The 12,990-nt window shown below is 66.8% G+C and carries 9 protein-coding genes; 6 read left to right on the plus strand and 3 right to left on the minus strand.

Annotated features, from left to right (window positions below; translation table 11 throughout):
• Window positions 1-816 carry an anti-sigma factor gene (locus KYT87_RS23265; protein WP_120156771.1) on the plus strand — a complete coding sequence of 272 codons (816 nt, stop codon included), beginning with the start codon at window positions 1-3 and terminating at the stop codon, window positions 814-816.
• Here the strand turns inward: KYT87_RS23265 and KYT87_RS23270 are convergent.
• Genes KYT87_RS23270 through atzF form a run of 3 tightly spaced genes read right to left on the minus strand, consistent with a single transcriptional unit; the run spans window position 813 to window position 7,051 of the window.
• Window positions 813-1,541 carry a GntR family transcriptional regulator gene (locus KYT87_RS23270; RefSeq protein ID WP_046805201.1) on the minus strand — a complete coding sequence of 243 codons (729 nt, stop codon included), beginning with the start codon at window positions 1,539-1,541 and terminating at the stop codon, window positions 813-815. The two genes, KYT87_RS23265 and KYT87_RS23270, sit on opposite strands and share 4 nt — an antisense overlap.
• On the minus strand, window positions 1,538-5,179 hold the full coding sequence (gene uca / locus KYT87_RS23275; RefSeq protein WP_219990941.1) for an urea carboxylase: 3,642 nt from the start codon (window positions 5,177-5,179) through the stop codon (window positions 1,538-1,540). The genes KYT87_RS23270 and uca overlap by 4 nt, the downstream gene beginning before the upstream one ends.
• Before the next feature lie 27 nt (window positions 5,180-5,206).
• A complete protein-coding gene (gene atzF / locus KYT87_RS23280) occupies window positions 5,207-7,051 on the minus strand; it encodes an allophanate hydrolase (protein ID WP_120156773.1) in 1,845 nt (614 codons plus the stop codon).
• A 372-nt stretch (window positions 7,052-7,423) separates the two neighbouring features.
• Between atzF and urtA the strand changes: the two genes are divergently transcribed.
• The 5 genes from urtA to urtE are packed head-to-tail and all read left to right on the plus strand — an operon-like array spanning window position 7,424 to window position 12,984.
• Complete coding sequence (gene urtA, locus KYT87_RS23285) at window positions 7,424-8,677, plus strand: urea ABC transporter substrate-binding protein (RefSeq protein WP_046805198.1); 1,254 nt, start codon at window positions 7,424-7,426, stop codon at window positions 8,675-8,677.
• A 14-nt stretch (window positions 8,678-8,691) separates the two neighbouring features.
• The gene (urtB, locus tag KYT87_RS23290) at window positions 8,692-10,323 is read left to right on the plus strand and encodes an urea ABC transporter permease subunit UrtB (protein WP_104145588.1); all 1,632 of its coding nucleotides are present in this window, start codon (window positions 8,692-8,694) and stop codon (window positions 10,321-10,323) included.
• Complete coding sequence (urtC, locus tag KYT87_RS23295; protein WP_219990942.1) at window positions 10,320-11,447, plus strand: urea ABC transporter permease subunit UrtC; 1,128 nt, start codon at window positions 10,320-10,322, stop codon at window positions 11,445-11,447. Before urtB ends, urtC begins: the two co-directional genes overlap by 4 nt.
• On the plus strand, window positions 11,444-12,283 hold the full coding sequence (gene urtD, locus KYT87_RS23300; RefSeq protein WP_046805195.1) for an urea ABC transporter ATP-binding protein UrtD: 840 nt from the start codon (window positions 11,444-11,446) through the stop codon (window positions 12,281-12,283). The genes urtC and urtD overlap by 4 nt, the downstream gene beginning before the upstream one ends.
• Before the next feature lie 2 nt (window positions 12,284-12,285).
• Window positions 12,286-12,984 (plus strand): urea ABC transporter ATP-binding subunit UrtE, encoded by a 699-nt coding sequence (urtE, locus tag KYT87_RS23305; RefSeq protein ID WP_219990943.1) that lies wholly within the window; start codon window positions 12,286-12,288, stop codon window positions 12,982-12,984.
• The last annotated feature ends 6 nt before the right edge of the window (window positions 12,985-12,990 follow it).

The raw sequence follows: 12,990 nt of genomic DNA on the forward strand, positions 1-12,990 counted from the left end.
ATGAACGACAAATCCCTTCATCCGGTACCGAACACCGGCAGCCCCATCACCGAAGCCGATCTGCATGCCTATGCGGATGGCCAGCTGCCGCCCGCGCGGCATGCCGAAGTGGACGCGTTCCTGGCCACGCATCCGCAGGACCAGACCCGCGTGTCCGACTGGCAGGCGCAGCGCCGCGCGCTGCACGCGTTGCTGGACCCGGTGCTGGATGAACCCCTGCCCTTGCGGCTGCCCTTGAAAGCGCCTGCGCGGCAGTTCCCATGGCGCGCGCTGGCGGCCAGCGTGTTGATCGCCACCGTGAGCGCCGGCGCGGCCTGGACGGCGCGCGGCGCGATGGACGCGCAGCGCATGCAAACGGTATTGGCCACCGCCAGCCCGGAACGCGCGGCGGGCGGCTATGCCCAACGCGCCGCCATCGCGCACGCGGTGTACGCGCCGGACATGGGCCGCCCGGTTGAAGTGGGCGCCGACAACGAAAAAGGCCTGGTCACGTGGTTGACCAAGCGCATGGGCGCGCCGGTGCGCGCGCCGTCCTTATCGCAGGCGGGTTATGAACTGGTGGGCGGCCGCTTGCTGCCCGGCGGCTCGGGTCCGGTCGCACAATTCATGTACGGCGCGGCCGATGGGCAACGCCTGACGCTGTACGTTACGCGCGAAGCCGCGGGCGGGCAGACCGCCTTCCAGTTCACGCAGGAAGGGCCGGTCCGGGTGTTTTATTGGGTGGAAGGCCAGTTTGGCTATGCCCTGTCCGGCGCGGTCAGCCGCGACGAACTGCAACGGGTATCGCAAGAGGTCTACCGGCAGTTGCAGGGCTAGCCCCCGCCCTGGCGCGCTTCATGCAGCATGTGCAGCGTGATCTTGCGCACTTCCGCCTTGCTCATTTCGATATGCGAACGCAGCATGCGCGCGGCCTCGTCGCCGCGCCTTGCCAGCACCGCGCGCAGGATCGCCGCGTGTTCGTCGTAGGTGGCATCCACCCGAAAATCCTTGGTGAAATCCAGCCGCCGCACGATGCGGATCTTCTCGGTGACGTCGCGGTGTATCTGCGCCATCTCGGGGTTGCCGGCGGCGGCTACCAGCGAGCAATGAAACGCCTCGTCCAGCTGCGCCACCAAGCGGCCATCCAGAATGCGCTGCGGCGGCGGCACCAGCCACACGTCTTTCAGCGCGCCCAGGATGCCGGAGTCGTCCATCGGCTCGCGCGTGCATAGCTTGTCCACCGCTGCCTGCTCCAGCACCACGCGCACGTCGTACAGCGCCTCGAAGCGTTCGAAATCAAACGGCCGCACCTGCCAGCCGCTGCGCGGGCGCGCCAGCACGAAGCCTTCGCGCTCCAGGCGCGCCAGACCCAGCCGCACCGGCGTGCGGCTGACGCCCAGCCGCGTCACCAGATCGGCCTCGGTAAAGCGTTCGCCCGGCAGCATGCGAAAGTCGAACAGGTCGTCCTTGATGCGCTGGTACACCTGGTCGGCCAGCGATCCGGCCAGCGCCGGCGCGGGCCGGATCGCCGGGCTGACCTGAACGGATTCCAGCCGCATCATCCCGCCACGGTGCAAGTGGCGTCTTCGGCCAGCACCACCAGCGGGTCGCCCGCGTTGACGGGCTTGCCCGGCACGCAGCGTATCGCCGTGACCGTGCCCGCTGCGGGCGCGATGACCGACAGCTCCATCTTCATCGCTTCGACGACCACCAGCGTGTCGCCGGCCGATACGCTCTGCCCCACCTGAACCGGTATCTTCCAGATGTTGCCGCACATGTCGGCGCTGACCAGGCGTTCGCCCTCGCGCAGCGCGGTGTCGGCCTCGGTCTCGGGCGCCGCGGCGGGTTGCTCGGCCGCCACGTCTTCCGTTTTCCACAAGGCCACTTCGGCATCGAACGCACTTTTCTGACGCGTCTGGAACAAGGCGATGCTGTCGGCCTGCTCGGCCAGGAAGCGCTGGTGCGCGGCGAAGTCAAAGACTTCCTCTTCGATGCGCACCGTGGCGCGCCCTTCGCGGAAGTCTTCGCGCAACACGTCCAGCTCTGCTTCGGTCACCGGGTAGAAACGTACCTGGTCGAAAAAGCGCAGCAGCCACGGCTTGCCGTCCTGGAACACGGGGTTTTTCAGAAACTTGTTCCAGATCGGCAAGGTGCGGCCAACCAGCTGATAGCCGCCCGGCGAATCCATGCCGTAGATGCACATGTAGACGCCGCCGATGCCCACCGTGCCCTCGGCCGTATGGGTGCGCGCGGGGTTGTACTTGGACGTCAGCAGGCGGTGTCGCGGGTCGATCGGCACGGCGCACGGCGCGCCCAGGTACACGTCGCCCAAGCCCATGATGAGGTAGCTGGCGTCGAACACGATGTCGCGCACATCGTTGCGGTTGGCCAGCCCGTTGATGCGCTGGATGAAGTCCACATTGTTCGGCAGCCACGGCGCGTTGGCGCGCACGGTTTCCTGGTAGCGCTGCACGGCGCCCAGCGTGGCCGTATCCTCGAACGCCATCGGCAGGTAGACCACGCGCGTGGGCACTTTCAGCGTGGCCACGTCCGCCAGCCCCGCTTCGATCTTCAGCAGGCGCTCGATCAGCGCGCCCTGCAAAATCTGACGGCTGTCATAACGGATCTGCAACGAGCGCACGCCCGGCGACAGCTCTTCCACCCCGTGAATCGGATCGGCGTTCAGCGCTTCCATCAACAGGTGGATGCGCATGCGCAGCGCCAGGTCCAGCACGTTGTCGCCGTATTCCAGCAGCAGATAGCCGTCGCCCGCCTGGCGATACGACACCGACGGGCGCGCGCCCTCGGCGGGCAGCGCCGCCACGATGGTCTCGGACACGGTGGCCGGCACGGGGCTGGGCTGGGTCGCGGCGGGCGCCACGCCCGCCAGCGCGGCCACGCTCTGGTCCTGCGCCGCTTGCAGCGCCACCGCCCGCGGATAGTCCATGCGCACGAAGCGGATGCGGTCGCCGGGCTTGACCTGCCCCACCTTCCACAGCTCGGCGCTGGCGATGGTCACGGGGCACACGAAGCCGCCCAGGCTGGGGCCGTCGCGCGTCAGGATGACGGGGCTGTCGCCGGTGAAGTTGATGCTGCCGATGGCGTATTCGCAATCGTGGATGTTGGACGGGTGCAAGCCCGCCTCGCCGCCGTTCTCGCGCGCCCAGGTGGGCTTGGGGCCGATCAGGCGCACGCCCAGGCGGTTCGAGTTGTAGTGCACTTCCCAATCCGCCGCGAAGAACGTGTCCATCGCTTCGGGCTGGAAGAAATCCGGCGCGCCATGCGGGCCGTACAACACGCCGATTTCCCAGGTGTTGCCATACGCGGGGATCAAGTCGGCCGGCGCGGCCATGGGTTCGGCCAGCGGCGCAGTGGCCGTCTCATCCAGCTCGGGACGCACGATGGCCAGCATATCGCCCACGCGCAGCGTGCGGCCGGCATGGCCGCCGAACTGACCCAGCGCAAAGGTCGAGCGGCTGCCCAGGTAGACGGGCACGTCCAGGCCGTTGCGCACGGCCAGATAGCTGCGGCAACCGGACAGCGCGCGGCCGGTGGCCAGCACCTGGCCCGAACGCACGGCAATGGGTTGCCACATCGGCACCGGTTCGCCGTCCAGCGTGGCCGCGCACTCGGCGCCCGTCAACGCCACGATGGTGTCGCCATGAAAGCGCAGCGTCGGGCCGACCAGCGTGGCCTCGATGCCCGCCGCGTCCGGCGCGTTGCCGACGATGCGGTTGGCCAGCCGGAACGCGTAGTCGTCCATCGGGCCGGACGGCGGCACGCCGATGTCCCAGTAGCCCGTGCGGCCCGGATAATCCTGCACGCTGGTGTAGGTGCCCGCTTCCAGCACTTCGATGGCGGCGGGCCGATACGCAAAGCTCTCCAGGAAACGCGTAGACAGCTTGCCCGCGCGGAAACGTTCGTCGGCCACGATCTGGCGCAGGTAGTCCAGGTTGGTGGCGATGCCGTGCAGACGCGTGCGCGCCAGCGCATCGGCCAGCTTGTCCAAGGCCGCCTCGCGCGTGTCCGCATGCACGATCAGCTTGGCCAGCATCGGATCGTAGAAAGCGGGCACCTCGGTGCCGGTCGCCACCCAGCCATCGACGCGCACGCCCTCGGGAAAGAACACTTCGGTCAGCACGCCCGGCGACGGTTGAAATTGGCGCAACGGGTCTTCGGCATACAGGCGCACCTCGATGGACGCCCCTTGCGGCGCGCGCGACATCGCGGCGATGTCCAGCGCTTCGCCTGCCGCCACGCGCAGCATGCATTCCACCAGGTCCAGCCCCGTGACGGCTTCGGTGACGGGGTGCTCCACTTGCAGGCGCGTGTTCACTTCCAGGAAATAAAAACTGTCGCGCGCCGGGTCGTAGATGAATTCAACCGTGCCGGCGGACCGGTAGTTCACCGACTCGCCCAGCTGCACGGCGGCGGCCAGCAGCGCCGCGCGCGTTGTGGCCGGCAGCAGCGGCGCGGGCGTTTCTTCGATCACTTTCTGATTGCGCCGCTGCACCGAGCAATCGCGTTCGCCCAGCGCCAACACGCGGCCCGCGCCGTCGCCGAAGATCTGCACTTCCACGTGCCGCGCGTTATCCACATAGCGTTCGATAAACGCGCCGCCATCGCGGAAAAAATGTTCGCCCATGCGCTGCACGCTGTCGAACGCCACGGTCAGTTCCGCTTCGTTCTCGCAGCGCGACAAGCCAATGCCGCCACCGCCCGCCGTGCTCTTGAGCATGACGGGGTAGCCGATGCGCTCGGCCTGCGACAAGGCTTCACCCAAGCTGGCCAGCAAGCCCGTGCCCGGCGTCATCGGCACGCCCGCTTCGGCGGCCAGTTCGCGCGAGCGGTGCTTCAAGCCGAACTCGCGAATCTGCAAGGGCGTGGGGCCCACGAACGCGATACCGGCCGCCTCGCACGCCTCAGCGAATTCAGCGCTTTCCGACAAGAAGCCATAGCCGGGGTAGATGGCTTGTGCGCCGTGCTCGCGCGCGGCGGCCAGCAGCAGGTCCATGCGCAGGTAGCTGTCGGCGGCTTTTTCGCCGCCCAGGGCCACGGCCACGTCGGCTTCGCGCACGTGCGCGGCGTTGCGGTCGGGGTCGGAATACACGGCCACGCTGCGGATGCCCAGGCGCTTCAGGGTGCGGATGGCGCGGACGGCGATTTCGCCTCGGTTGGCAATCAGAACGGTATCGAACACGGTTCGGCTCCCAGTGGCTTGATGGGGTTAGCGGGGGGTAGCGGCGTTGGCGGACAGGCTGGCCAGATACGCGCGCCAACCGCCAAACGCGGTGATGTCACGCGCGCCGTCCAGGCCGCGCGGTTCGCAGATAAAGCCCTTGACCAGCCGGCCGTCTTCCAGCTCCAGCGTGCCGATGCCCAGGGGCGCGGGGATTTCGGCCACGAAGGCGCCGAACGCCGTCACCGGCACGTCCCACAGTTCCACCTCGATGGGGGCACCGGACTCGGACTTCACCAGCCCGGGCTTGGGCGGCGTGGTGTTGGCCAGTGCATACAAGCGGTAGTCGCTTGCGGTGCGCGTCTTTTCCACCAGCACTGCGTGGCGCGAGGTCAGTTGATGGTTCAGCGGCATGCCGGTCAGGTGTGCGCCCACGACCGCGACGCGCACCGTATCGGCGGGCGCGCGCGCGGCGTCGATGCCGGCGGGCAGCGGTGCGCCGGTAGCGCCCAGGGGCAGCCCGCGTTGCGCTTGCCACAAGCGGCCAAACTGCGCCAGCGCGCGGTCCTGCCAGGCCAGGCCGATCACGGTAATGCCCGACGGCAAGCCGTCGGCGCGCATGCCGGCGGGCAAGGCCAGCGCCGACAGGTCGGCCAGGTTCGCAAAGTTGGTGTACACGCCCAGACGCGAATTCAGCGTGACGGGGTCGGCCTGCAACTGGGCAATGGTGTAGATCGACGGCGAGGTCGGCACGACCAGCGCGTCGAACCCGGCCAGTGCCTGATGAATCTGCCGCGTCAATTCCGCGCGGCGGTATTCCGCCTTGAACGCATCCAGCGCGGTGTAGTTCGCGGCCTGCTCGACAATGCCGCGCACGACGGGGTTGATCGCGTCGGGCTGCGTTTGCCACAAGTCTTCCACGGCCGCGAAACGTTCCGCCACCCACGGCCCTTGATACAGCAGCGCGGCCAGCTCATTGAAGGGGGCAAAGTCAATGGCCTGCACTTGCGCGCCCGTGTCCTTCAAGGCGCGTACGGCGTCCTCGAACACGGCGGCGGCCTGCGCATCGCCAAAGAACTCCAAGGTGGCGGGCACCGCCAGCTTGGGCGCGCGCGGCCACGGCAGCGAGGCGCCGGCCGGCATCTGGCGCGAATACGGATCCCGTTCGTCGTAGCCGCCCGCAACCTCAGCAACAAGTTCGGCGTCGGCCACGGTCAGTGCAAAGATCGACACGCAATCCAGCGTGCGGCACGCCGGCACCACGCCCGCCGTGCTGAGCCAGCCCTTGGTGGGTTTGAGGCCCACGATGTTGTTGAACCCGGCCGGCACGCGGCCCGAGCCGGCGGTGTCGGTGCCCAGCGAAAACGCGGCAATGCCGCGCGCCACCACCGAGGCGGACCCCGAGCTGGAACCGCCGCTGACATAGTCGGGGTTGAACGTGTTGGCCACCGCGCCATGCGGCGAGCGCGTGCCCACCAGGCCGGTGGCGAACTGATCCAGATTGGTCTTGCCGATCAGGATGGCGCCGGCCGCGCGCAGGCGCTGCACCACGGTCGCGTCTTCCTGTGCGGTGTAGGCAAATTCCGGGCAGGCCGCCGTCGTGGGCCAACCCGCCGCGTCGATGTTGTCCTTGATGGCGAACGGCACACCGTACAGCGGCAGGCGCGTCATGTCGCCGCCCACGGCGGCCAACATCAGGCGCAGGCCATCCAGTTGCTCATCCAGCGTGGCGCGGTCCACGCGGCAGATCCAGGCATTGTCCACAGGCCCGTCTTGCGGCGCGGCGTAATCGGCCAGCAGCACGTCGGGCTGCGCGCCGGTGTCGCGGTAGGCGGCCTGCCATTGCGCGATGGTCCAACCAATGGGGCTCGTCTGGGTTGCTGCGGCATTCATGCTGGAATCCTTTCTTGTATACAAGTACGGATTCCCAAGCAATAGCCGTGCCATGTTGGCGGACTGGCGGTGTTTCCCTCTGGCGCGCGGCGCATGGCCCCACGCAATGGCCGTCGCGCGCCCACCGCGCTCGCATCACGCGCACCGCAAGCGGGCAGGACACGCACCTGTTTTGTGCACGCGGCACTGTTTTGATCCGGCCGCGACCGCCGAGCCACGCACGCCGGCATTCGCGTAAACACCCCCTCTTCATACAGCGGCCCGACGCGCGCCACGCACTTGGCATGCCTTTTGCTTTGAGGTCCTTGTTGTCAGGTGTTGTTAGAGATCGTTCCTGCCGGTGCGTCCGGCACATTCCATCCAGGAGTCACCATGAAACGCAGACTAGCCTTGAAGCAACTGACCGCCATGAGCCTGTTGGCCATGTCCGGTTGGATGCCGCAGGTATTCGCCGCCGAAGACACCATCAAGGTCGGCATCTTGCATTCCCTGTCGGGCACCATGGCCATCTCGGAGACGTCGCTCAAAGACGTCGCGCTGATGACCATCGACGAAATCAATGCCAACGGCGGCGTGATGGGCAAGAAGCTGGAAGCCGTGGTGGTGGACCCCGCGTCGAACTGGCCGCTGTTCGCCGAGAAGTCGCGCCAGCTGCTGTCGCAGGACAAGGTGGCAGTGGTGTTTGGCTGCTGGACGTCGGTGTCGCGCAAGTCGGTGCTGCCGGTCTTCAAGGAACTGAACGGCCTGTTGTTCTACCCGGTGCAGTACGAAGGCGAAGAGCTTGAGAAGAACGTGTTCTACACCGGCGCCGCGCCCAACCAGCAAGCGATTCCGGCCGTGGAATACCTGATGAGCGAAGACGGCGGCGGCGCCAAGCGCTTCGTGCTGCTGGGCACCGACTACGTCTATCCGCGCACCACCAACAAAATCCTGCGCGCCTTCCTGCACTCCAAGGGCGTCAAGGACAGCGACATCGACGAGGTCTACACGCCGTTCGGCCATTCCGACTACCAGACCATCGTGGCCAACATCAAGAAGTTCGCCACCGGCGGCAAGACGGCCGTCATCTCGACCATCAACGGCGATTCCAACGTGCCCTTCTACAAGGAGCTTGGCAACGCCGGCCTGAAGGCTACCGACGTGCCGGTCGTGGCGTTCTCGGTGGGTGAAGAAGAACTGCGCGGCGTGGACACCAAGCCGCTGGTCGGCCACCTGGCCGCGTGGAACTACTTCCAATCGGTGAAGAACCCGGTCAACGAGGAATTCATCAAGAAGTGGAAGGCCTACGCCAAGGCCAAGAACCTGCCCAACGCCAGCACGGTCGTGACCAATGACCCGATGGAAGCCACCTACGTCGGCATCCACATGTGGAAGCAGGCCGTGGAACAGGCCAAGACCACCGATGTGGACAAGGTGATTGCGGCAATGGGCGGCCAGAAGTTCAACGCGCCCGACGGCTACACCATCGAAATGGACAAGACCAACCACCACCTGCACAAGCCCGTCTACATCGGCGAGATCAAGGCGGACGGCCAGTTCAACGTGGTGTGGAAGAGCAAGGGTCCGATCCGCGCTCAACCCTGGAGCCCGTACATCCCGGGTAACGAAGGCAAGCAAGGCCTCTAAGGGAAACAGCAGCCATGCACATCGCGGCAATCGCACACGTTTTGCGTCGTCTTCTTCTTGCGTGGCTGCTTGCCATGCCGCTGCTGGCCGCCCCCGCGGCGGCAGCGGGCGTGGACCCGGCCCTGCTTGCGCCGCTGGCCGGCGACGACACGGACGCCAAGCTGCAAGCGATTGCCGCGCTGGGCCAGCTGCCCGAACCCGGCGCGGCGGCCGTCTTGCAGGCGCTGGGCAATGACCAGCTTTATGCCACGCCGGATGGACGCGTGCTGATCGGCATCGACAGCGCGCGCGCCACCGATCCGACAACCGGCGCGGCCGTGGACCTGCCTTCGGGTTCCGGCACCGTCAGCATCAACAACCGCCTGCGCCGCGCCATCGAGGCCGCGCTGGCGGGTTCGCGCTTGTTTTCGGACAAGCCCAATGAACGGCTGGACGCCGCGCGCCGCTTGCAGCAGACCGGCGACCCCGCCCGCCTGCCCATGCTTGAAAAGGCGCTCGCCTCCGAAAAGAATGACGCCGTGCGCGACGCGCTGCTGATCGCGCAGGCCAACCTGGAATTAAAAAGCGCCGACCCGGCCAAGCGCCGCCATGCCGTGGAACTGCTGGGCAACACGCGCAACGCCGCGTTCCGCCCGACGCTTGCCGCGCTGACGCAAGAGCGCGACGGCGCATACACCGAACCGGATGCCGGCGTGCGCGAGGCCGCGGCCACCGCGCTCAAACAGATCGACCGCCACCTGGCCACGATTGAATGGGCCGGCAACCTGTTCTACGGCATCAGCCTGGGCAGCGTGTTGCTGCTGGCGGCGCTGGGGCTTGCCATCACCTTCGGTTTGATGGGCGTCATCAACATGGCGCACGGCGAATTGCTGATGATCGGCGCGTATGTGACCTACGTGGTGCAGTCGCTGTTTCGTGCCTGGTTGCCAGGCTGGCTGGACTGGTACGTGGTGGCGGCGCTGCCGCTGGCTTTCGTCGTGACGGCGCTGGTCGGGATGGCGCTGGAACGCACCGTGATCCGCTGGCTGTACGGCCGGCCGCTGGAAACGCTGCTGGCCACGTGGGGCATCAGCCTGATGCTGATGCAAGGCGTGCGCACGCTGTTCGGCGCGCAGAACGTGGAAGTGGGCAACCCCAGCTGGATGTCCGGCGGCATCACGGTGCTGGGCGGCCTGGTGCTGACCTACAACCGGCTGGTCATCATCGGCTTTGCCTTCTTTGTGGTGTTCCTGGTGTGGGTGCTGCTGAACCACACGCGCCTGGGGCTGTTCGTGCGCGCCATCACGCAGAACCGGCGCATGGCCGATTGCGTGGGCGTGCCGACCGGACGCGTGGACATGCTGGCCTTCGGCCTGGGCTCGGGCATTGCGGGCCTTGCCGGCGTGGCCTTGTCGCAACTGGGCAACGTGGGACCCGATCTGGGGCGCGGCTACATCGTCGACTCTTTCATGGTGGTGGTGCTGGGCGGCGTGGGCCAGTTGGCCGGCACCGTCATCGCGGCCATGGGGCTGGGCGGCGTCAACAAATTCCTGGAGCCCTATGCGGGCGCCGTCATGGCCAAGATCACCATCCTGGTGCTCATCGTGCTGTTTGTCCAAAAGCGGCCGCAAGGCCTGTTCGCCCCTCGCGGCCGGAGCGTTGAATGAAACAGACCGCGCTGACCGATCTGACCCTGCTGACCCGCCGCCCCCTGTTCTCGGGCCGCGCGTGGACGGCCCTGGCCGTGGCGGCCGCACTGCTGGCGCTGCTGCCGCTGCTGAACCTGGTGTTTCCGCCCGGCCATGCGCTGCACGTGTCCGCGTATGCCGTGGCGCTGCTGGGCAAGTTCATGTGCTACGCGATGGCGGCGCTGGCGCTGGACCTGGTGTGGGGCTACGCCGGCATCCTGTCGCTGGGCCACGGCCTGTTCTTTGCACTGGGCGGCTACGCGCACGGCATGTATTTGATGCGCGCCATCGGCCGCGACGGCGTCTACCAGAGCAACCTGCCCGACTTCATGGTGTTCCTGGATTGGAAGAGCTACCCCTGGTACTGGTCCTTCACCGAGCACTTCTGGTACGCGATGCTGCTGGTGGTGCTGGTGCCCGGCGTGCTGGCCTTTGTGTTCGGCTACTTCGCCTTCCGCTCACGCATCAAGGGCGTGTACTTTTCCATCATCACGCAGGCGCTGACGTTCGCCGCCATGCTGCTGTTCTTTCGCAACGACACGGGCTTTGGCGGCAATAACGGCTTTACCGATTTCAAGCGCATCCTGGGTTTTGACATCACCGCGCCGGGCACGCGCGCCGCGCTGTACTGGATCACGCTGGCCGCGTTGGCGGGCGCGTTGATCCTGGCACGCGTGGTCACGCAATCCAAGCTGGGCCGCGTGCTGACCGCCGTGCGCGATGCCGAAAGCCGCCTGCGTTTCATCGGCTACGACCCCTTGGGATTCAAGCTGTTCGTGTGGATCCTGTCGGCCGTGTTGTGCGGCATAGCCGGCGCGCTGTACGTGCCGCAGGTGGGCATCATCAACCCCAGCGAAATGTCGACCGAGACCTCGATTGAAATGGTGATCTGGGTGGCCACCGGCGGGCGCGGCACCTTGATCGGCCCCATCATCGGCGCGGGTGCGGTCAATGGCTTGAAGACCTGGTTCACCAGCGTGCTGCCGGAATTCTGGCTGTATGCGCTGGGCCTGATCTTCGTGCTGGTGACGCTGTTCCTGCCCACCGGCATCGTGGGCCTGGCCCGCCGCATCATGGCACGCTTGCAGGAGAAGAAGGCATGACCAGCACGCACACCGAACAAGCCATGCTGGACGGCGGCCCCAGCGGCGATGCCGGCTACGGCCGCGTCAGCCCCAAGGGCCTGGACACCAGCCACGGCGCCATCCTGTACCTGGAAGGCATCACCGTCAGTTTCGACGGCTTCAAGGCGCTGAACGACCTGACGCTGGACATCGGCGTGGGCGAACTGCGCTGCATCATCGGCCCCAACGGCGCGGGCAAGACCACGATGATGGACGTCATCACCGGCAAGACGCGGCCCACGGCGGGCACCGCGTTTTTTGGCCAGAGCATAGACCTGACAACCTTGAACGAAGCGCAGATTGCGCACGCGGGCATCGGCCGCAAGTTCCAGCGCCCCACGGTCTTCGAGCAGCACAGCGTGTTTGAAAACCTGGAGCTGGCGATGAAGACGGACAAGCGCGTGCGGCCCACGCTGTTCTCGCGCCTGAGCAGCGAGCAGGCCGACAAGATCGGCGAAACGCTGGACCTGATCCGCCTGCGCACGGAAGTGCGGCGCCCGGCCGGCCTGCTGTCGCACGGGCAGAAGCAGTGGCTGGAAATCGGCATGCTGCTGATGCAAGAGCCGCAGCTGCTGTTGCTGGATGAACCCGTGGCGGGCATGACCGATGCCGAAACCGAACGCACCGGCGAACTGCTGAACGAGCTGCGGGGCCGCCATTCATTGATGGTGGTGGAACACGACATGGACTTCGTCAACCAGATCGCGGGCACGGGCAAGGTGACGGTGCTGCACGAAGGCTCGGTGCTGGCCGAAGGGCCGATGAGCAAGGTGCAGGCCGACCCGCGCGTGATCGAAGTCTACCTGGGGCGCTAAAGATGCTGGACGTAAGCACGATCAACCAATACTACGGCGGCAGCCACACGCTGCGCGGCGTATCGATGTCGGTGCGCCAGGGCGAATGCCTGGCGCTGCTGGGCCGCAACGGCGTGGGCAAGACCACCTTGCTGAAATGCGTGATGGGCGTGCTGCCCGTGGCCAGCGGCAACATCGCTTTCGACGGAGCGGACATCACACGGCTGGCGCCGCACCAGCGCGCCGCGCGCGGCATGGCCTATGTGCCGCAGGGCCGCGACATCTTTGCGCGGCTGACGGTGGAAGAGAACATCCTGATGGGCATGGCCACCAAGCCCGCCGCGCGCGCGCGTCGCATCAAGGAAGAAGTGTTTGAACTTTTTCCCGTGCTCAAAAGCATGCTGTCGCGGCGCGGTGGCGACCTGTCGGGCGGCCAGCAGCAACAGCTGGCCATTGCGCGGGCGTTGGTGGCCGAGCCCAAGCTCATCATCCTGGACGAGCCCACCGAAGGCATCCAGCCGTCCATCATCAAGGACATCGCGCGGGTGATCCACATGCTGCGCCAGCGCGGCGACATCGCCATCCTGCTATGCGAGCAGTACTTCGATTTCGCGCGCGAGCTGGCGGATCAGTTCGTGGTGCTGTCGCGCGGCGAAGTGGTGGCCAGCGGCGACCGTAGCGCCATCGACGGCGTGGACGTGCGGCGGCATCTGTCGGTCTGAACCGGC

This window comes from Achromobacter sp. ES-001 (genome assembly GCF_019448355.1).
GTDB lineage: Bacteria > Pseudomonadota > Gammaproteobacteria > Burkholderiales > Burkholderiaceae_B > Achromobacter > Achromobacter spanius_B.

What these genes read in the sequence shown, in the direction of transcription:
- KYT87_RS23265 (WP_120156771.1), top strand. Translation starts at nt 1, where the DNA reads ATGAACGACAAATCCCTTCATCCGGTACCGAACACCGGCAGCCCCATC.
- KYT87_RS23270 (WP_046805201.1), bottom strand. Translation starts at nt 1,541, where the DNA reads ATGATGCGGCTGGAATCCGTTCAGGTCAGCCCGGCGATCCGGCCCGCG.
- atzF (WP_120156773.1), bottom strand. Translation starts at nt 7,051, where the DNA reads ATGAATGCCGCAGCAACCCAGACGAGCCCCATTGGTTGGACCATCGCG.
- urtA (WP_046805198.1), top strand. Translation starts at nt 7,424, where the DNA reads ATGAAACGCAGACTAGCCTTGAAGCAACTGACCGCCATGAGCCTGTTG.
- urtB (WP_104145588.1), top strand. Translation starts at nt 8,692, where the DNA reads ATGCACATCGCGGCAATCGCACACGTTTTGCGTCGTCTTCTTCTTGCG.
- urtC (WP_219990942.1), top strand. Translation starts at nt 10,320, where the DNA reads ATGAAACAGACCGCGCTGACCGATCTGACCCTGCTGACCCGCCGCCCC.
- urtD (WP_046805195.1), top strand. Translation starts at nt 11,444, where the DNA reads ATGACCAGCACGCACACCGAACAAGCCATGCTGGACGGCGGCCCCAGC.
- urtE (WP_219990943.1), top strand. Translation starts at nt 12,286, where the DNA reads ATGCTGGACGTAAGCACGATCAACCAATACTACGGCGGCAGCCACACG.